Origin of the sequence: Tepidimonas fonticaldi (assembly GCF_007556755.1) — a bacterium.
GTDB lineage: Bacteria > Pseudomonadota > Gammaproteobacteria > Burkholderiales > Burkholderiaceae_C > Tepidimonas > Tepidimonas fonticaldi.
Genome location: NZ_VJOO01000001.1, coordinates 200,085 through 218,838, shown reverse-complemented (window position 1 = coordinate 218,838; position 18,754 = coordinate 200,085). Strand labels below are relative to the sequence as shown.

At 66.8% G+C, this 18,754-nt stretch carries 15 protein-coding genes and 2 pseudogenes; 10 read left to right on the top strand and 7 right to left on the bottom strand.

Going from position 1 to position 18,754, the window contains the following annotated elements:
- Positions 1-9 precede the first annotated feature (9 nt).
- The 9 genes and pseudogenes from lpxA (at position 10) to Tfont_RS00910 (ending at position 9,198) form a co-directional block, all read left to right on the top strand.
- Positions 10-822: an acyl-ACP--UDP-N-acetylglucosamine O-acyltransferase gene (lpxA, locus tag Tfont_RS00950; protein WP_143968104.1), complete on the top strand. Its 813-nt coding sequence runs from the start codon at positions 10-12 to the stop codon at positions 820-822.
- Between the two features lie 15 nt (positions 823-837).
- Positions 838-2,034 (top strand): lipid-A-disaccharide synthase, encoded by a 1,197-nt coding sequence (gene lpxB, locus Tfont_RS00945; RefSeq protein WP_185974443.1) that lies wholly within the window; start codon positions 838-840, stop codon positions 2,032-2,034.
- The gene (rnhB, locus tag Tfont_RS00940) at positions 2,031-2,732 is read left to right on the top strand and encodes a ribonuclease HII (protein ID WP_143968103.1); all 702 of its coding nucleotides are present in this window, start codon (positions 2,031-2,033) and stop codon (positions 2,730-2,732) included. The genes lpxB and rnhB overlap by 4 nt, the downstream gene beginning before the upstream one ends.
- Positions 2,729-3,529: a TrmH family RNA methyltransferase gene (locus Tfont_RS00935; RefSeq protein WP_143968102.1), complete on the top strand. Its 801-nt coding sequence runs from the start codon at positions 2,729-2,731 to the stop codon at positions 3,527-3,529. Before rnhB ends, Tfont_RS00935 begins: the two co-directional genes overlap by 4 nt.
- 138 nt (positions 3,530-3,667) lie before the next feature.
- The gene (gene carA, locus Tfont_RS00930) at positions 3,668-4,840 is read left to right on the top strand and encodes a glutamine-hydrolyzing carbamoyl-phosphate synthase small subunit (protein ID WP_143968101.1); all 1,173 of its coding nucleotides are present in this window, start codon (positions 3,668-3,670) and stop codon (positions 4,838-4,840) included.
- A gap of 4 nt (positions 4,841-4,844) precedes the next feature.
- Positions 4,845-8,111, top strand: coding sequence for a carbamoyl-phosphate synthase large subunit (gene carB, locus Tfont_RS00925; protein ID WP_143968100.1), 3,267 nt, complete (start codon positions 4,845-4,847; stop codon positions 8,109-8,111).
- A gap of 42 nt (positions 8,112-8,153) precedes the next feature.
- Positions 8,154-8,270: pseudogene (locus Tfont_RS15005) on the top strand (hypothetical protein); the annotation flags it as partial.
- On the top strand, positions 8,252-8,728 hold the full coding sequence (gene greA / locus Tfont_RS00915; protein WP_068606326.1) for a transcription elongation factor GreA: 477 nt from the start codon (positions 8,252-8,254) through the stop codon (positions 8,726-8,728). The pseudogene Tfont_RS15005 and the gene greA, both read left to right, overlap by 19 nt.
- An 11-nt stretch (positions 8,729-8,739) precedes the next feature.
- Complete coding sequence (locus Tfont_RS00910) at positions 8,740-9,198, top strand: DUF4149 domain-containing protein (protein WP_260682216.1); 459 nt, start codon at positions 8,740-8,742, stop codon at positions 9,196-9,198.
- Here the strand turns inward: Tfont_RS00910 and rhuM are convergent.
- From rhuM to Tfont_RS14935, 4 genes and pseudogenes are all read right to left on the bottom strand, one after another.
- Positions 9,151-10,164, bottom strand: coding sequence for a virulence protein RhuM/Fic/DOC family protein (gene rhuM / locus Tfont_RS00905; RefSeq protein ID WP_143968098.1), 1,014 nt, complete (start codon positions 10,162-10,164; stop codon positions 9,151-9,153). The two genes, Tfont_RS00910 and rhuM, sit on opposite strands and share 48 nt — an antisense overlap.
- A 52-nt stretch (positions 10,165-10,216) precedes the next feature.
- Entirely contained in the window at positions 10,217-11,269 is a 1,053-nt protein-coding gene (locus tag Tfont_RS00900) for an alginate O-acetyltransferase AlgX-related protein (protein ID WP_185974442.1), read from the bottom strand.
- Positions 11,270-11,516: 247 nt separating this feature from the next.
- Positions 11,517-13,078, bottom strand: a protein-coding gene (locus Tfont_RS00895; protein ID WP_143968096.1) for an IS3 family transposase whose coding sequence is annotated in 2 segments (ribosomal slippage) — positions 11,517-12,649 and positions 12,649-13,078 — 1,563 coding nt in all. Because the reading frame shifts where the segments join, the coding sequence is not laid out codon by codon here.
- A gap of 74 nt (positions 13,079-13,152) precedes the next feature.
- Positions 13,153-13,350: pseudogene (locus Tfont_RS14935) on the bottom strand (acyltransferase family protein); the annotation flags it as partial.
- A gap of 65 nt (positions 13,351-13,415) precedes the next feature.
- Between Tfont_RS14935 and Tfont_RS00885 the strand changes: the two are divergent.
- Positions 13,416-14,468 (top strand): IS30 family transposase, encoded by a 1,053-nt coding sequence (locus Tfont_RS00885; RefSeq protein WP_143968095.1) that lies wholly within the window; start codon positions 13,416-13,418, stop codon positions 14,466-14,468.
- Between the two features lie 162 nt (positions 14,469-14,630).
- On the opposite strand, the gene folD is transcribed toward Tfont_RS00885, so the two are convergent.
- From folD to Tfont_RS00870, 3 genes are read right to left on the bottom strand one after another with little or no spacing between them, the layout of a single operon-like run.
- Complete coding sequence (gene folD / locus Tfont_RS00880) at positions 14,631-15,482, bottom strand: bifunctional methylenetetrahydrofolate dehydrogenase/methenyltetrahydrofolate cyclohydrolase FolD (RefSeq protein WP_143968094.1); 852 nt, start codon at positions 15,480-15,482, stop codon at positions 14,631-14,633.
- An 11-nt stretch (positions 15,483-15,493) separates the two neighbouring features.
- Positions 15,494-16,123: a response regulator transcription factor gene (locus Tfont_RS00875; protein WP_143968093.1), complete on the bottom strand. Its 630-nt coding sequence runs from the start codon at positions 16,121-16,123 to the stop codon at positions 15,494-15,496.
- Entirely contained in the window at positions 16,120-18,693 is a 2,574-nt protein-coding gene (locus tag Tfont_RS00870) for a PAS domain-containing sensor histidine kinase (protein WP_143968092.1), read from the bottom strand. Before Tfont_RS00870 ends, Tfont_RS00875 begins: the two co-directional genes overlap by 4 nt.
- Between the last annotated feature and the right edge of the window lie 61 nt (positions 18,694-18,754).

Sequence of the window (18,754 nt, the reverse complement as noted above, 5' to 3'; positions counted from 1 at the left end):
GAGCCCGCAATGGCCCGCATCCATCCGACCGCGCTGGTCGATCCGAAGGCCGAGCTCGACGCCGACGTCGAGATCGGCCCCTACACCGTCGTCGGCCCGCACGTGCGCATCGGCGCCGGCACGACGGTCGGCGCGCACTGCGTGCTCGGCGGCCACACGACGATCGGGCGCGACAACCGCATCTACCCGTTCGTCAGCCTCGGCCTGCCGAACCAGGACAAGAAATACCGTGGCGAGCCGTGCCAGCTCGTCATCGGCGAGCGCAACACCATCCGCGAATACAGCACCTACCACGTTGGCACGGTGCAGGGCGGGGGCGTGACGCGCCTGGGCGACGACAACTGGATGATGGCCTACACCCACCTGGCGCACGACTGCATGGTCGGTAGCCACACGATCTTTGCCAACAACGCGCAGCTGGCGGGCCACGTGCAGGTGGGCGACTGGGCGATCCTGGGGGGCTTCACGGTCGTGCACCAGTTCGTGCGCATCGGCGCGCACGCGATGACGGCGATGTGCGCGCTGCTGTTTGCGGACGTGCCGCCGTTCGTGATGGCGCAGGGCCAGCCGGCGCAGGCGCGCTCGATGAACTTCGAGGGGCTGCGCCGGCGTGGGTTTTCCGCGCAGCGCATCGCCGCGGTCAAGGCCATGCACAAAGCGCTCTACCGCGAAGGGCTGACGCTCGTGCAGGCGGTCGAGCGCATCGAGGCGCTGGCGCAGACCCACCCGGAGGCCGCGGCGGACGTGGCGCTGATGCGCGACTTTCTGGCCGGCGTCGATACGCAGCGCGGCATCGTGCGCGCGCGCCGCGGCGAGGCTTGACGGCAGCGGGGTGAAATGAGCCACCCGTCTCGGGATGCTGCCACGGGTGCCGCCGCGCCGCGGCTGGCGCTGGTGGCGGGCGAGGCCTCGGGCGACGTGCTGGCGGCGCAGCTGCTGCAGGGGCTGCGCGCGCGCTGGCCCAAGCTGCGGGCCGCCGGCATCGGCGGCCCGGCGCTGCAGGCGCAGGGGTTCGACGCCTGGTGGCCGAGCGAGAAGCTCGCGGTGCGCGGCTATGTCGAGGTGCTGCGCCATTACCGCGAGATCGTCGGCATCCGCCGCCACCTGCGCGCGCGGCTGCTGACCGAGCCGCCGGCGCTGTTCGTCGGCGTCGATGCGCCGGACTTCAACCTGGCGCTGGAGGCCGACCTGCGTGCGGCGGGCATCCCGACGGTGCACTTCGTGGCGCCGGCCGTCTGGGCGTGGCGCCCGGAGCGCGTCGAGCTGATCCGCCGCGCCTGCGACCATGTGCTGTGCATCTTTCCGTTCGAGCCGGCGCTGCTGGCCCCGCACGGCATCGACGCCACCTACGTCGGCCATCCGCTGGCCGGCGTCATCCCGCTGCGGCCGGACCGCGCCGGCGCGCGCGCGACGCTGGGCATCGACGACGCGCAGCCGCTGGTGGCGCTGCTGCCCGGCAGCCGCCGCGCCGAGATCGACCATCTGCTGCCGCGCTTCCTGGCCGCGGTGGCGATCCTGCGTGCCGAGCGGCCGCGGCTGCGCTTCGTGCTGCCGGCGGTGCCGGCGCTGGAGGGGCTCATCCGCACCCGGGTGGCCGCGAGCCCCCACGCCGCGGCGATCACCGTGCTGCGCGGGCAGTCGCACGCGGCGCTGGCCGCCTGTGACGTCGTGCTCGTGGCCAGCGGCACCGCGACGCTGGAGGCGGCGCTGTTCAAGCGCCCGATGGTGATCGCTTACCACATGCATCCGCTGTCGTGGTGGCTGACGCGGCGCAAGATGCGCCAGCCGTGGGTCGGGCTGCCCAACATCCTGTGCGGGGAGTTCGTCGTGCCGGAGCTGCTGCAGGACGCGGCCACCCCGCAGGCGCTGGCGGAGGCGACGCTGGCGTGGCTGGCCGACGACGCCGCCGCGCACGCGCGGCGCGAGCGCCTGGTGGCGCGCTTTGACGCGCTGCACGCCGAGCTGCGACGCGACACCGCGGCGCTGGCGGTGCAGGCGATCGCGCCGCTGCTCGAGCGCGGGGGGGCGCCATGAAGACGGGCTCGACGTCCCGTCCGACATCTGCTCGTCCCGACCGCCGCGCCCGGGCGCCGCTGGCCTATGGCCGGGCTGCAGCCCAACAATACACTTTCGACTGGGGCGATGGGGGCCTGGTGGCCGGCGTGGACGAGGCCGGCCGGGGGCCGCTGGCCGGGCCCGTCGTGGCGGCTGCCGTCATCCTGGACGACCAGGACCCGATCGACGGTGTGGCCGATTCCAAGACCCTGAGTGCCGCCCGGCGCGAGGCGCTTTACGACGCCATACGGGCGCGCGCCCTGTGCCTGGGGGTCGGTGCCGCCAGTGTGGAAGAGATCGACCGGTTGAACATTCTGCAGGCGACGCTGCTGGCCATGCAGCGCGCGGTGGCCGGGCTGCGGCTGCGGCCCTCGTTGGTGCTGGTGGATGGCAACCGGCTACCGGTGCTGGAGATGCGGACCGAAGCCGTGGTGCGCGGCGATGCGACCGTGGCGGCCATCGCCGCCGCCTCGATCGTGGCCAAGGTGACGCGCGATCGCCTGATGGACGAGGCACATGCCGCCCACCCCGCGTACGGCTTCGACCGGCACCGCGGCTATGGCACGGCGCAGCACCTGCGTGCCCTGCGGCAGCATGGCCCCACGCCGTGGCATCGGCGCAGTTTTGCGCCCGTGGCCGAGGCGCTGCGCGCATCGACTGCGGGGGCTGCCGCATGACCCCGCAGCGTCCACCCGAGCCGATTGCCTCGCGCGACAATCCGCGCGTCAAACGCCTGCGGCGCCTGGTGCAGGACGGCAGCGCCTACCGGCGCGAGGGCGTCGTCTGGGTCGAAGGCGACCATTTGTGCCGTGCCCTGCTGGCCCGCGGCTGGCAGCCCGAGGCGGTGGTGAGCAGCCCCGCAGGCCTGGCGTGGGTGCAGACGTGGCAGCAGACCGGGACCCTGGCGCCCGAGGTGCCGGTCTGGCTGCTGACCGAGGCGCTGATGGCGCAGCTCAGCCCGCTGGAGTCTGCCGCCCATGTCGGCTGTCTGGTGCCCGTGCCGCCCACTCAGACCGTGCAGGCCGGCGTGCCCACCGTGGTGCTGGACCGGCTGCAAGACCCAGGCAACGTCGGCTCCATCCTGCGCAGCGCGGCGGCCTTCGGCTTTCGCCAAGTGGTGGCGCTGCGCGGTACGGCGGCACTGTGGTCGCCCAAGGTGCTGCGTGCCGGCATGGGGGCGCATTTCGGCCTCGCGCTGGTAGAGGCGGTGGATGCCTCCTGCCTTGCCGATTTGCAGGTGCCGCTGCTCGCGACCAGTTCCCACCACGGGGGCTGGTTGCACGAGGCCCGCCTGCCCTGGCCGTGTGCCTGGTTGCTGGGCCACGAAGGGCAGGGCGTGCGCCCGGAGCTGATGGCACAGGCCGCCCAGACGGTGCGGATCATCCAGCCCGGCGGCGAAGAGTCGCTCAACGTGGCCGCCGCCGCCGCGATCTGCCTGCACGCCAGCGCAGCGACGGTGTTCGGCGGGCTATAATTTCAAGGTTTACCCAGACCGTCCGTGTCCACTCGGTGACTGTCCTGCGAGCTCCCCGACCGCCCCGCGGTCGCCGGGCGCTGCGGCGGACGGGGCCGGGTGGGTGCGGGTGCGTCCAAACCTTCCTGGAGAGTGTCCGTGTTTCCCGTCCTTGCACCCGCCATCCTCGCGCTCGCAGACGGCACGGTCTTTGAAGGTGTGGCCATCGGTTCGACCGGCCAGACCGTGGGTGAGGTGGTGTTCAACACCGCCCTCACCGGCTATCAGGAAATCCTCACCGACCCCAGCTACCGCCAGCAGATCGTGACCCTCACGTATCCGCACATCGGCAACGTTGGGGTCAACGGCGAGGACATCGAATCCGGCGCTATCCAGGCCGCCGGCCTGATCATCAAGGACCTGCCCCAGCTCCATTCCAACTTTCGCGCCGAGCAGTCCCTGGGCGAATACCTGCGCCGCGAGGGCATCGTCGCCATCGCGGGGCTGGACACGCGCGCGCTGACGCGCCGCCTGCGCGAGCACGGCGCGCAAAACGGTGCCATCGTCGCGCTGCGCGAGGGCGAGGCGGTCACCGATGCCGTGCGCGCCGAGGCCGTGGCCGCGGCGCGTGGCGCGCCGAGCATGGCCGGGCTGGATCTGGCCCAGGCCGTCACCACCGCGCAGCCCTATGAGTGGAGCGAGACCGAGTGGCGGCTGCAGCGCGAGGACGGCACGCGCGGCTACGGGCGCCTGGCCCAGCCGCGCTTTCACGTCGTCGCCTACGACTTCGGCGTCAAGCGCAACATCCTGCGCATGCTGGCCGAGCGCGGCTGCCGCGTCACCGTGGTGCCGGCGCGCACCCCGGCCGCGGACGCGCTGGCGCTGCGGCCGGACGGCGTGTTCCTCTCCAACGGCCCCGGCGACCCCGAGCCGTGCGACTACGCGATCGCGGCGGCGGCCACCGTCATCGAGCGCGGCGTGCCGACGTTCGGCATCTGCCTGGGGCACCAGATCCTGGCGCTGGCCAGCGGCGCGCGCACGTTCAAGATGAAGTTCGGCCACCACGGCGCCAACCACCCGGTCAAGGACCTCGACACCGGGCGAGTGAGCATCACCAGCCAGAACCACGGCTTTGCGGTCGACGAGGCGAGCCTGCCCGCGACGCTGCGCGCCACGCACGTCAGCCTGTTCGACGGCACACTGCAGGGCATCGCGCGCACCGACCGCCCGGCGTTCGGCTTCCAGGGCCACCCGGAGGCGAGCCCCGGCCCGCATGACATCGCCTATCTGTTCGACCGCTTCACGGCCCTGATGGCCGCTGCCGGAAAGTGATTCCATGCCCAAGCGCACCGACCTTCACAGCATCCTCATCATCGGCGCCGGGCCCATCGTCATCGGCCAAGCGTGCGAATTCGACTACTCGGGCGTGCAGGCCTGCAAGGCGCTGCGCGAGGAAGGCTACCGCGTCATCCTGATCAACAGCAACCCGGCCACCATCATGACCGACCCCGCCACGGCGGATGCGGTCTACATCGAGCCGATCACCTGGCAGACGGTCGAGAAGATCATCGCCAAGGAGCGCCCGGACGCCATCCTGCCGACCATGGGCGGCCAGACCGCGCTGAACTGCGCGCTGGACCTGTGGCGCCACGGCGTGCTGGAGCGCTACGGCTGCGAGCTGATCGGCGCGCGCCCGGAGGCCATCGACAAGGCCGAGGACCGCCAGAAGTTCAAGGAGGCAATGACGCGCATCGGGCTGGAGTCGGCGCGCTCCGGCATCGCGCACAGCATGGACGAGGCCTGGGCGGTGCAGCGCACGGTGGGCTTTCCGGCGGTGATTCGGCCCAGCTTCACGCTCGGGGGCACCGGCGGCGGCATCGCCTACAACCCGGAGGAGTTCGAGACCATCTGCAAGCGGGGGCTGGAGGCCTCGCCGACCTCGGAGCTGCTGATCGAGGAGTCGCTGGTCGGCTGGAAAGAGTTCGAGATGGAGGTGGTGCGCGACAAGGCCGACAACTGCATCATCGTCTGCTCGATCGAGAACCTCGACCCGATGGGCGTGCACACCGGCGACTCGATCACCGTGGCGCCCGCGCAGACGCTGACCGACAAGGAATACCAGCGCATGCGCGATGCGTCCATCGCCGTGCTCCGCGAGATCGGCGTAGACACCGGCGGCTCCAACGTGCAGTTCGCGATCAACCCGGCCGACGGGCGCATGATCGTCATCGAGATGAACCCGCGCGTCAGCCGCTCATCAGCCTTGGCGTCCAAGGCCACCGGCTTTCCGATCGCCAAGGTGGCGGCCAAGCTCGCGGTCGGCTACACGCTGGACGAGCTGAGGAACGACATCACCGGCGGGGCGACGCCCGCGTCGTTCGAGCCGACGATCGACTACGTCGTCACCAAGATCCCGCGCTTCGCGTTCGAGAAGTTCCCGCAGGCCAACGACCGCCTGACGACGCAGATGAAGTCGGTCGGCGAGGTGATGGCGATTGGCCGCACCTTCCAGGAAAGCTTCCAGAAGGCGCTGCGCGGGCTGGAGGTCGGCGTCGACGGCATGAACGAAAAGACCCAGGACCGCGAGACGCTGGAGCGCGAGCTCGGCGAGCCGGGGCCGGAGCGCATCTGGTACGTCGGCGACGCCTTCGCCGCCGGCTGGTCGCTGGAGGAGGTGCACCACTTCACCAGGATCGACAAGTGGTTCCTGGTGCAGATCCAGGAGATCGTGCAGATCGAGCTGGCGCTCGACCGCCACACGGCGCAGCACGGCGCGCGGGCGCTGGAGGCGCTGGACGCCGCGACGCTGCGCACGCTCAAGCGCAAGGGCTTCTCGGACCGGCGGCTGGCCAAGCTGCTGGCCACCACCGAAGGCGAGGTGCGCGCGCGCCGCCACGCGCTGGGCGTGCGGCCGGTGTACAAGCGCGTCGACACCTGCGCGGCCGAGTTCGCCAGCCACACCGCCTACCTCTACTCCACCTACGAGCAGGAGTGCGAGGCCGCGCCGAGCGATCGGCGCAAGATCATCGTGCTCGGCGGCGGCCCCAACCGCATCGGCCAGGGCATCGAGTTCGATTACTGCTGCGTGCACGCGGCGCTGGCCTTGCGCGAGGACGGCTTCGAGACCATCATGGTCAACTGCAACCCGGAGACCGTCTCCACCGACTACGACACCAGCGACCGGCTCTACTTCGAGCCGCTGACGCTGGAGGACGTGCTGGAGATCGTCGCGGTGGAAAAGCCCGAGGGCGTCATCGTCCAGTACGGCGGGCAGACGCCGCTGAAGCTGGCGCTGGGGTTGGAGCGTGCCGGCGTGCCGATCATCGGCACCACGCCGGACATGATCGACGCCGCCGAGGACCGCGAGCGCTTCCAGCAGATGCTGCACCGGCTGGGCCTGAAGCAGCCGCCCAACGCCACCGCGCGCACCGAGGCCGAGGCGATGGACAAGGCCGCCGAGCTGGGCTACCCGCTGGTGGTGCGGCCGAGCTACGTGCTGGGCGGACGCGCGATGGAGATCGTGCATGAGCCGCGCGATCTCGAGCGCTACATGCGCGAGGCGGTCAAGGTCAGCAACGACTCGCCGGTGCTGCTGGACCGCTTCCTCAACGACGCCATCGAGTGCGACGTGGACTGCGTCCGCGACGCCAGCGGGCAGGTGCTGATCGGCGGCGTCATGGAGCACATCGAGCAGGCGGGCGTGCATTCGGGTGATTCGGCCTGCTCGCTGCCGCCGTACTACCTGTCGGCGGCCACCGTGGCCGAGATCAAGCGCCAGACCGCGGCGCTGGCCGAGGCGCTGCAGGTCGTCGGCCTGATGAACGTGCAGTTCGCGATCCAGGAGGTGGAAGAGGGCGGCGCGAAGCGCGACGTCATCTACGTGCTGGAAGTCAACCCGCGCGCCAGCCGCACCGTGCCGTTCGTCTCCAAGGCGACCGGCATTGCGCTGGCCAAGGTGGCGGCGCGCTGCATGGCGGGCAAGACGCTCGCACAACAGGGCGTCACGCGCGAGGTCACGCCGCCGTACTTCAGCGTCAAGGAGGCGGTTTTCCCGTTCGTCAAGTTCCCGGGTGTGGACACCATCCTGGGGCCGGAGATGAAGTCCACCGGCGAGGTGATGGGCGTGGGCCGCAGCTTCGGCGAGGCGTTCGTCAAGAGCCAGCTCGGCGCCGGCGTGCGCTTGCCGCGGCCCACCGACGCGGTGCGCAAGATCTTCCTGTCGGTCAAGCCCGGCGACAAGGCGCGCGTGGTGCCGATCGCGCGCGATCTGGCGGCGATGGGCTTCGAGCTCGTGGCCACGCGCGGCACCGCCGCGGCGATCCAGGCCGCCGGCGTGCCGTGCACGGTGGTCAACAAGGTCACCGAGGGCCGCCCGAACATCGTGGACATGATCAAGAACGGCGAGATCGCCATGGTCATCAACACGGTGGAGGAGCGTCGCAATGCGATTGCCGACTCGCGCTACATCCGCGTGGCGTCGCTGGCCCACCGCGTGACCACCTTCACGACGATCTTCGGCGCCGAGGCGGCGGTGGAGGGCATGAAGGTGATGGACGACCTGCCGGTGTACGCGCTGGCGGAGCTGCACGCGCAGCTGGCGTGAGGGGGTGACCACCGACCCCTCCGCCGGGCTGCGTGTCCGGCTGGGTGGTTGCGCGGTAAACCGGTTATCATTACAAGCGAAACGACACCGCCGAACGGCAACGCTCGGCGGTTTGCTTTTGTGCGACAAGGATTGCTTCCATGCCCACCATTCCGCTGACCAAGCGCGGTGCCGACAAGCTCAAGGAGGAACTGCACCGCCTGAAGACCGTCGAGCGCCCCGCCGTCATCCAGGCCATCGCCGAGGCGCGTGCGCAGGGCGACCTGAGCGAGAACGCCGAATACGACGCCGCCAAGGACCGCCAGGGCTTCATCGAAGGCCGCATCAAGGAGATCGAGGGCAAGCTCGCCGCGGCCCAGATCATCGACCCGGCGCAGCTCGACGCCGGCGGCAAAGTGGTGTTCGGCGCCACCGTCGAGCTGGAGGACGAGGCCACCGGCGAGACCGTCACCTACCAGATCGTCGGCGAGGACGAGGCCGACCTGAAGCTCGGGCTGATCAACGTGTCCAGCCCCATCGCACGCGCGCTGATCGGCAAGGAGGAGGGCGACGTTGCCGAGGTGCAGGCGCCCAACGGCGTGCGCCGCTACGAGATCGTGGCGGTGCGCTACGAGTGAGGGCGCAGCCGGTGCGGACCCTCGGGCAAATCTGGCCAGCCTGGGCGCAGCGCTGGCCGCTGCTGGTGGCGGCGCTGTGGTGGGGCGCGGTGACGGCGTGGAGCTTCGTCGCCGTGCCGCTGCTGTTTGCGCACTTCAACAACCCGGCCGTGGCCGGCGGCATGGCCGCGCGGCTGTTCCAGGTGCAGTCGTGGGTCAGCGTCGCGGCGGCCCTGGCGCTGCTGCTGTGGGGGCGCGCGCAGCGCAGCCGCGGCCAGGCCGGGGACGCCAGCTGGGCGCTGCTACCGTGGCTGCTGCTGGGGGCGCTTGCCGGCCTGGTGCAGGAGTTCGGCGTCGCGCAGCGCATCCTCACCGCCCGGCAGACCGGTGGCAACCTCGCACTTTGGCACGGCCTGGGCACGCTGCTGGTGGCGCTGCAGTGGCTATGCGCGCTGCGCAGCCTGTGGTGGCTGGCCGGGCGGGGCCGGTAGCGCCAGCATGTTCTCGATCAGGCGGACCATCACGTCCTTGTTTTGGGCGTTCGATTCCGCCACCAACAGGGCGAGTGCCGCCAGCCCGACGTCGTTGATCACCGGTTCACCGTCGCGCAACAGCCGGCCGTTGCGCGCCAGAAAGTCCACGAACAGGAATGCCCCGGTACGCTTGTTGCCGTCGGCGAAGGGGTGGTTCTTGATGACGAAATACAACAGGTGCGCGGCCTTGGTCTCCACCGTCGGGTAGGCCGCCTCGCCAAACACCGTCTGCTCCAGGTTGCCCAGGATCGCCGCGAAGGCCTCACCGCGCTCGCGGCCGAACAGGTCCGACGCCTCGCCGCGCGCCATCAGCTCGGCCTTCAGGCGCGCGATGGCGGCCCGAGCCTCTTCCAGCGTCGGCAGTACCCCGCCCGGGCTGCCGGCCGGAGCGGTCAGCAGCCCCTCGTCGTAGCGCTGCAGCCACAGAAAGGTCTGGGTGTAGCGGGCGATCACGTCCACCAGCCCGCGGCCCATGTCGGCGGTGAGCGCCTCGCCCGCGGCGGCCTTCTTCACCAGCGCCAGCGCCGCCTCCAGCTCGGCGGCATTCTTTTCAAAGCGCTGGCGGTCCAGCGTGTAACCCCGCGTCAGGTGCTCGCGCAGCACCCGCGTGGCCCATTGGCGAAAGCGCGTGGCGCGCGTGGAGTTCACCCGGTAGCCGACGGAGATGATGGCATCGAGGTTGTAATACTCAACCAAATACGTTTTGCCGTCGGAGGCAGTTGTTGCATTTTTTGCAACAACTGCCTCGCGTATGAGTTCGCCGCACTCGAAGATATTCCTCAAGTGCCGCGAGACCACGGACTTGCTACGCCCGAATAGCTCTGAAAGTTGCTGTAAATTGAGCCATGCCGTATCGCGTGCGAGGCGAACCTCCACTCGCGCTTCACCCGCATCGTAAATGATAATATCGAAAGATGTGTCCATTATATTTGGATTTAGAATTTTTGTTATTGTGGTTTCGCAAGTGCGGTGCTTGTCAAAACGATCTCTCCACTCTGATGATAACGATCAAGTCTGGTTTGTCTTTGCTTTCTTGAATAAGTTTTGGCATTCTGTCAATTGTCTTTCCCCAGTGGCCAATGTAATGTACTTCTCTGAAGGTGGCGTTAAAGAATGGCCTCAGGGCTGCGGAAAAAGAATCGCCTATGATCCAGACAACTTTTTCCGATAATGGATGTTTGTTTTTTACGATCGAAGGGTATCCGAAGCCAAAAATATTTTCTCTGGATGTGAGTTCTTCGTTCCAGTCTAGTCTGGATTCCCACGAAATATCCCAGCTGTCTTCGTTGTCAATGGGGAAATTTTTGAGATTGGATATTTCGATCAAATCTCCTGGCTGAGGTTGACCCTTAAAGAAGCTAACTTTAGGTGGACTAATACCTAAAGTTTTTAGAAACCCGGAAAACGCTACATAGGCTCCTCTATTATTCCAATGGGTGTCGGTCTTTCGGTACAAAAGACCTTCCGTTTTTGACTCTTTCAGAATTTTTGTGGGGTCGTAGATAATTAAATTGTTAATCTTGCTTAGTTCGCGAAGAAAGAAATCAAGGTATCGCGCAGGAGGTACTGTAACTTGTTTTGGCAAATATTCGGGGTATATGGTCTCTTTGTTTGGGCCAATGAATAGATAAGTTTTGATATTAAACTGATCTGCTGTGCTCGCTAAGTCTTGAAAAAACTTGGTCGTCTTATCTATTTCAGTGCTTTTGGGTCTGATGGCAAGTTTTAGTTTGGCCAAGTTTTTTTCGTAAGCATTTCCGAGGAATAGCCAATTTTCTTTTCCTTCGAACCATTTTAACGAGCTTCCGATGGCGTGTTCGTCGCGACGCTTGACTGCAAGAGTTTCGAACGATCGGCTCGAGGAAAAATTCGTCAAGTTTACGGCGATTCCGAATAATCCAATAAGAATTAAAATTAATGTTAATTTCAGTGTTTTGGGTTGAAATTTAAATCTTTCTTCGCCGCTGGGTGATTGGGATGCGTGGCGGAATGATGGCTCGATAAATCTTGTTGTAAGCCATGCCAGCACGAAGGAAATTATTATCGTAAGGATCTTGTATCGATTTGGTGGTGTCTCGAAGTAGATAATTCGGCCAAAAGATAAAATTGGCCAGTGAAATAAGTATAAGGGAAGGTCTGCAAAACCTTCCTGCCAGACTGCCGGGATGGGACAATAGCGACATGAAGCAGATGAGTCTGGAGGCGCCGATGTATACGGGCTTTGAGCTGCGCGCCAAGCGCACCCGCGGTGCGTGTCAAGATAGTTGTCGCGCAAGTCATGCGGCCAATTGTTGTGTATCGTGATGCAGCGTGAGGCCTTCGATCACCGCGTCGCGCTCGGGGTTGAGCGTGACGGCGCCGATGGGCTGCCAGTTGCGCGTGTGCCGACTCCAGCGCGACGGATGGCGCTGGCGGGCACGTTCGTAAACCTGATGCCTGGCCGCCAGGATCGCTTGGTCACGCCCTTCATGCCGCGCTGCCGGGCTCACGTAGCGGATGCCGCTGTGCAGATGCTCATGGTTGTACCAATGCACAAACTGCGCCGCCCAGTCGCGAGCGGCGTGCAGGTCGGCAAAGCCACGGGCAGGGAACTCGGGCCGGTACTTGGCGGTGCGAAACAGCGATTCGACAAAGGCGTTATCGTTGCTGACGCGTGGGCGCGAGTACGAGGGCTTGATGCCCAGCCAATGCAGCATGGCCAGCACCGTGGTGGCTTTGAGCGTGGAGCCGTTGTCGCCGTGCAGCACGGGCTTGCTCGCCTGTGTGGCAATGCCCTCGGCCAGCGCCGTGCGGCGCACCAGGTGCGCGGCATGGCAGGCGTCGTCGTGCTCGTGCACCTCCCAGCCCACGATCTTGCGACTGTAGAGGTCTAGGATCAGATACAGGTAGAACCAGCGCCCGGCGATCTGGGCGGGCAGATAGGTCATGTCCCAGCACCAGAGCTGGCGCGGGCCACTGGCCACATGCGTGCTCGGGCCGCGTCGCGCCTGCGGCGCCTTGGCGCGGCCGCGATGGGCGGCTTGCCCTTGTGCGCGCAGGATGCGGTAGAAGGTCGATTCGCTGGCCACATAGCGGCCTTCATCGGCCAGCGCAGGCACGATGCGCGCAGGCGGCTGGTCCGCAAAGCGCGGCTCGTTGGCAATGCGCAGCACCTCGGCGCGCTCGGCTTGGCTGAGCGCATGGCTTGGCCTGGGTCGCTGCGCCTGGGGGCGAGCGTCACAGCGGATGGAGCCGTCGGCTATTGTCCAGCGCTGCAGCGTGCGCAGCGTGATGCCGGCCGTCTCGCAGGCCTTGTACAGACTGGCGCCATCGCGGTGCGCTTGCCCGATCAGTTCCACCAGATGTCGGCGGTCTTGCAGCGGGATCATGCGTCCTCGTCCCCCGGCAAGACCGCCTCGAGCTTTTTTGAGAGCACCAGCAATGCCGCGGTCTCTGCCAACGCCTTGTCCTTGCGGCGCAGATCGCGCTCGAGTTGTTTGATGCGGCGCTGCTGGGCCTTGGCTTGGGCCGGGCTGCTGCGCTCGCTGGCTGTGCTGCCCAGTGCCTCGGTGGCCGCCTGGCGCCACTCGATGAGCTGCTGCGGGTACACGCCGTTGGCGCGGCACCAGGCATTGCGTTGCTGTTCATCCATGGCCGCCGTCGTCAGCAACGCCTCAAAACGGGCTGCAGGCGTCCAGGCCTGGGCAGCGGCCGGCGGCGACAACGCCGCATCGCGCCACTTCTGCAGCGTCTGCACGCTCACACCAAATTCCCGCGCCACGTCTGTCAGCGAAGCGCTCTCAGGCGGCAGCAACCGCGCCACAGCACGGTCCTTGAATGCTTGTCCGTATCTGGCCAACTTGTTCTTCCATCATCGCCCCCAGGTTCAGAGTTCTATGCGGGCGACATCTATTCTGACGCGGGGGGGAGTGCGAGCGTGATTGCTAAGGCCGGGAATAGCCTGTTAACTCTTCGTGAGTAGAAGTCAAAAAAGCTGAAGCTATTGCTTTTTAAATTGTTGTGTAGAATGCTGGTAATTAAATACCCGGAGATGACAAAAAATATATCAACTCCAATAAATCCTCCCTTTAAATGCTCTGGGAAGGCATGAAATATTACGACGGATAAAACTGGCGGAGTCAATAATCAAGTGCAACACCCCTGATCTGCCTTGTACCCGACCCTGCCGCCGACCCATGGGAACCCGCTACCAGCACTTGAGCGCCGAAGAGCGCGCCACCATCATGATCATGCTGCAGCAGGGCTGCTCGGCTCGCAGCATTGCCCGCACGCTGCAACGCTCGCCGTCGACGATCACGCGCGAGATCCGGCGAGCGCTGGACTGGCCGCAGCGCACGGCCTTCGTGCCGGCAGGCAGCGGCTGCACCTACGATGCGCGGGCAGCCGGCGCGCGTGCTTGCGCGATGCGCCTCAAGCGCCGCCGCCACCCCAAGCTGGCCGAAGACGGCGTGCTCTTCGGCGTGGTGCACCACTTCTTGCTGCAGGGCTGGTCGCCGTCTCAGATTGCCGGCACACTCAAGCGTATGTGGCCCGACGATCTGCATCGCCGCGTCTCGCACGAGACCATCTACAACTGCATCTACGCGATGCCGCGCGGTGAGCTGCGCAAGGAACTCATCGCCTGTCTGAGGCGTGCGCAAAGCAAGCGCATGCCCCGGTCTCGAGGGCAGGACCGAAGGGGTCAGCTGCCCGAGGCCATCAGCATCCACCTGCGTCCGCCCGAGGCCAACGAGCGGGCTTTCCCCGGGCACTGGGAAGGCGACCTCCTCAAGGGGGCGGCCAACCGCTCGGCGGTGGGCGTGTTGGTGGAGCGCAGCTCGCGTCTGGTGATGCTGGCCAAGCTCAAGGACGCCACCGCAGCCTCGGCCCTGGAGGGCTTCACCGCCAAGCTGCGCAGCATCGCCGAGCCGATGCGCAAGACCCTGACCTACGACCGCGGCAAGGAAATGGCGCGCCACCCGGAGCTGACCGAAGCCACTGGCATCCGGGTCTACTTCTGCGACCCGCGCAGCCCGTGGCAGCGGGGCAGTTGCGAGAATATCAACGGCCTGCTGCGCCAGTACCTGCCCAAGGGTACGGACCTGTCGGTCTACAGCCAGGATGAGCTCGATGCGATCGCCGACCGGCTAAACAACCGCCCGCGCGCCATCCACGGCTTCTACCCACCGATCGCTGTCTACCAGGCCATGCTGCAGAGGATCACCCAAGCCAGCCACCCCCTTCAGTGATTCCACTGTTGCACTTGGCGCTTGAAACCGCCACTGCTATTGCGCGCAATCCGTCTATGTCTGGTCTATAATTGATTTGATTTTTTGTTTCGCGCGGGGGTATCATGTTCCCTGTTCTTATGTCGTTTTTTCGTTTGAAGTCCGATGTCAATTCAAGTTATTTTAATTTTGCTTATCGACGGCCTCGATGGTGTTCAGCAGCAGCATCGCGATCGTCATCGGCCCTACGCCGCCCGGCACCGGGGTGATCCAGCCGGCCACCTCGCGCACGGCGTCGAAGTCGACGTCGCCGCACAGCTTGCCGTCGGGCAGGCGGTTGATGCCGACGTCGAGCACCACGGCGCCGGGCTTGACCATGTCGGCGCCGATCATGCGCGGCTTGCCGACCGCGGCGACCAGCACGTCGGCCTGGCGCGTGTGGTGGGCCAGGTCCGCGGTGCCGCTGTGGCAGATCGTCACCGTGGCGCCGGCCTGCAGCAGCAGCAGCGCCATCGGCTTGCCGACGATGTTGCTGCGGCCCACCACGACGGCGTGCTGGCCGCGCAGGTCGGTGCGGCCGATGTGCTCCAGCATCTTCATGCAGCCGTACGGCGTGCACGGCCTGAAGGCCGGCTGGCCGACCAGCAGCGCCCCGGCGTTGGCGACGTGAAAGCCGTCGACGTCCTTCTCCGGCGCGATCGCCTCGATGACGCGCTGGGCGTTCAGATGCGCCGGCAGCGGCAGCTGCACCAGGATGCCGTGGATGGCCGGGTCGGCGTTGAGGGCGGCGATGCGCGCCAGCAGCTCGTCCTCGGTGAGGCTGGCGGGGTAGGTTTCCAGCACCGAGTGGATGCCAGCCTCGCCGCAGGCCTTGACCTTGTTGCGCACGTAGACCTGGCTGGCGGGGTCGTCGCCGACCAGGATCACCGCAAGGCCCGGCCGGTGGCCGCGGGCCGCCAGCGCGGCGGCGCGTTCGGCCACGCGCTGGCGCCAGTGGCGCGCCAGCGCCACGCCGTCGATCAGTTGGGCAGTCATGGGGGAGGGGGTCAGACTTTGGAGGGGGGAATCGGCGCCAGGGCGATCTTGAGCAGATCGGCCACGGTGTTGGCGCCCAGCTTTTCCATGATGTTGGCGCGGTGCGCCTCCACCGTCTTGATGCTGATGCCGAGGTCGTCGGCGATCTGCTTGTTGAGCCGCCCGGCGACGATGCGCTCCAGCACCTGCGATTCGCGCGTGGTCAGCTTGGCCAGCAGCGCCTCGCGCGTGGCGGCCTGCTGGTGTACGGCAAACGTCTCGCGCGCGACGTCGAGCATCTTCTCGACCAGCGCGACGAGCTGGTTTTCGTCGAAGGGCTTCTGGATGAAGTCCAGAGCGCCTTTCTTCATGGACTCCACCGCCATCGGCACGTCGCCGTGGCCGGTGATGAAGCAGATCGGCAGCGGCGAGTGGCGCTCCAGCAGCCGGTCCTGCAGTTCCATGCCGCTCATGCCGCCCATGCGGATGTCGGCGATCAGGCAGGCGACTTCGCGCGGGTCGTAGCGCGCCAGAAACGCCTCGGCCGACTCGAAACATCGCACCCGGTAGTCCCTGCCCTCCAGCAGCCATTGCAGCGAGTCGCGCACGGCTTCGTCGTCGTCAACCACGTACACGGTTCCGCGTTTGGGGATCAGGCTCATCGTTGTCCTTCGGGCGTCTGCGCTTCGTTGACAGAGGATGGATGAACACGGGACTCCGCGGCGTCCTGGGGCGACACCGGGATCCAGAAGGTGAACTCGCAGCCCGCGACCTCGCTGCCATTGTAGAGGTTGCGCGCATGCAGCCGGCCGTGGTGGGATTCGATGATCGAGCGGCACAGCTTCAGGCCGATGCCCATGCCTTCGGCCTTGGTGCTGTAGAAGGCTTCGAAGATGCGGTCGAGGCGGTCTTGCGGAATGCCGCTGCCGCTGTCGCGGACGGTGAACTCCACCACGTCGCGGCCCTCGACGGTGCGCGGCACGACCTGCAACTCCACATGGCGTTGGCCGGGCGGCCGCTGGGCATGCTGGATGGACTCGCCCGCGTTTTTCAGCAGGTTGATCAGCACCTGTTCGATCAGAATGGGGTCCACCATCAAACGCGGCAGGCGCGCCGCGACGTAGATGTTGAGGCGCACCATGTGGCGGCGCAGCTCGATGTCGGCCAGCTCAGTGGCGTTGGCCACCATTTGCGCGACGTCGGACAGCGTCGGGTTGGGCTCGCTTTTTTTGACGAAGGCGCGGATGCGCTGAATGATGTTGCCCGCACGCTGTGCCTGCCGCACCGTCTTTTCCAGCGCGCCGAGCAGATCCTCGGGGCCCATTTGGCCTTTTTGCAGCCTGCTGATCATGCCGCTGGCGTAGTTGCTGATGGCGGTCAGCGGCTGGTTGAGTTCGTGCGCGACGCTGGAGGCCATCTCGCCCATCGTGATCAGGCGGCTGGCGGTTTCGGCGCGCTCGGCTTGCAGAGCGGCCTGTTCTTCCGCATGGCGGCGGGCGGTGATGTCGCTGGCGATCAGCATCTGCACCAGCCGCCCGTCCACCCAGGTCAGGTAGCGGGTGCGCACCTCCAGCCACTTGCCCAGCTCGGGCACCAGGATCTGCGTGTGCTCGGCGATCGCCTCCACCAGCGCATCGGCGGGCAGGCCGACCAGGCTGTCCACATGGTCGGTGTGGTCCTGCGGCGGCAGCACCGGGACGGAGGCGCACAGCTCGAGCATGCGTTCGTGGCCCGCTGCGCCCTGCCCAAACCAGCGCTGATAGATGTGGTTGGCAAACAGCAGTTCGTTGCTGTGCAGCGGCGCGACCGAGATGGCCTCGTCCAGGCTGTCCAGCACGGTCGCGAAGCGGTCGTACGAGGCCGTCAGCTCTTCGCGGATGCGCTTGGGCTCGGTGATGTCGGTCATCGACGTCATCCAGCCCGTCTGCCGCCCCTGCGCATCGACCAGCGGCGAGACGTACATGCGAGCGTAGAAGATGCTGCCGTTTTTGCGCTTGACGGGGACCTCGAAGCCGCCCGGGGCGTTGCGGCCGGCGATCTCGTCCTGCAGGCGGGCCATCAGCGTGTCGTGTTCCGCCTCGGGCCAGTAGGGGAAGGGGGCGGTGGTGCCGATCAGCTCGGCCTCGCTCCAGCCCGTCATGTTGCAGAAGGCGCGGTTGACGTAGGTGATGCGGCCCTCCATGTCCAGGGCGCGCATCCCGGTGAGCATGGAGTTTTCCATGGCGCGGCGGAAGTTGGTCTCCGCCACCAGCGCGCGCTGGGCCTGCAGGCGCCGGCGCGTGTGGCGCATATTGCCCAGCAGCATCCAGATCGTCGCCACGCTCATCGCGCCGACGATCCAGAAAAATGCTTCGCTGCCCGCGTCGCGGTCGGCGCGCAGGCCTTCGGCGCGCACCAGCAGGCTGTTACCGATGGGGGAAATGGGCAGCTCGTGCCGCTGAGCCCGCGCTGCCCAGGGCAGGCGCGACAGCGGGGTCGTGATGGGCTTGAGCGGCGTGCCCGCGTGCAGCGTGCCGTCTTCGCCGACGAAAGTCACCGCGTAGCGCGCCAGCACCTCGGCCGGCACGCCATAGCGCAGCAGCCCTTCGACGGAATACTCCGCCAACACCGCGCCGCCAAAGCGGCGCTGGTCTTCGAAGGGCACCAGCAGCACGATGGTGCTGCCGCTGTCGGGCCAGCGCAGGGGGCGCGAGTAGATCGGTTGGTGCAGGTCGCGCGCCAGTTCGAACGCGCCATCGGTGCTGTTGGGCGGCAGCAGATCGCCCGCGCGGCGCTGGGCATGCGCCGGCGCGCTGGGCGACGCGTAGCCCGTCACCACCTCCCGGAACGGGCCGATCCAGTGCACCGACAGCAGTTCGGGGTTCTGCATCACCACCGCCTCGGCCTGAAAGACGAACTCGGTCTCCTCGACCGAGCGGTTGGCGATGTCGCGCGCCAGACGCATGAGCTGCTCCTGCCGCTCCAGCAGGCGCAGGCGCAGGCGCTGTTGCGCGTATTCGGTGTCGCGCATCACCGCTTCCTGCTCGCGGTTGGCCTCCTGATGGGTGAAGTGGGCCAGGGCCGAAAAGATCGCCGTCAAAAACAGCAGGACGGACAGCAGTGGCCCCAGCACGGCGAGCCGGTCCTGCCGGCTGGGCGGCAGCCGGTCCCACCACTGGCGCCACCAGCGGCGCGGGGCTGCCCACCAGCGGGGGCCGCGCGGGGCGTGGGTGTCGGACGTCGGGCTGGCCATGCCGGCAGTTTAGGGCAAACCCTCAGCGTCGCTATACGGCCAACATCTTAAATGTCGTAAT

Excerpts from the sequence above, each read along its gene's own strand:
- lpxA (WP_143968104.1), top strand. The coding sequence starts at position 10 with ATGGCCCGCATCCATCCGACCGCGCTGGTCGATCCGAAGGCCGAGCTC.
- lpxB (WP_185974443.1), top strand. The coding sequence starts at position 838 with ATGAGCCACCCGTCTCGGGATGCTGCCACGGGTGCCGCCGCGCCGCGG.
- rnhB (WP_143968103.1), top strand. The coding sequence starts at position 2,031 with ATGAAGACGGGCTCGACGTCCCGTCCGACATCTGCTCGTCCCGACCGC.
- Tfont_RS00935 (WP_143968102.1), top strand. The coding sequence starts at position 2,729 with ATGACCCCGCAGCGTCCACCCGAGCCGATTGCCTCGCGCGACAATCCG.
- carB (WP_143968100.1), top strand. The coding sequence starts at position 4,845 with ATGCCCAAGCGCACCGACCTTCACAGCATCCTCATCATCGGCGCCGGG.
- greA (WP_068606326.1), top strand. The coding sequence starts at position 8,252 with ATGCCCACCATTCCGCTGACCAAGCGCGGTGCCGACAAGCTCAAGGAG.
- rhuM (WP_143968098.1), bottom strand. The coding sequence starts at position 10,164 with ATGGACACATCTTTCGATATTATCATTTACGATGCGGGTGAAGCGCGA.
- Tfont_RS00885 (WP_143968095.1), top strand. The coding sequence starts at position 13,416 with ATGGGAACCCGCTACCAGCACTTGAGCGCCGAAGAGCGCGCCACCATC.
- folD (WP_143968094.1), bottom strand. The coding sequence starts at position 15,482 with ATGACTGCCCAACTGATCGACGGCGTGGCGCTGGCGCGCCACTGGCGC.
- Tfont_RS00875 (WP_143968093.1), bottom strand. The coding sequence starts at position 16,123 with ATGAGCCTGATCCCCAAACGCGGAACCGTGTACGTGGTTGACGACGAC.
- Tfont_RS00870 (WP_143968092.1), bottom strand. The coding sequence starts at position 18,693 with ATGGCCAGCCCGACGTCCGACACCCACGCCCCGCGCGGCCCCCGCTGG.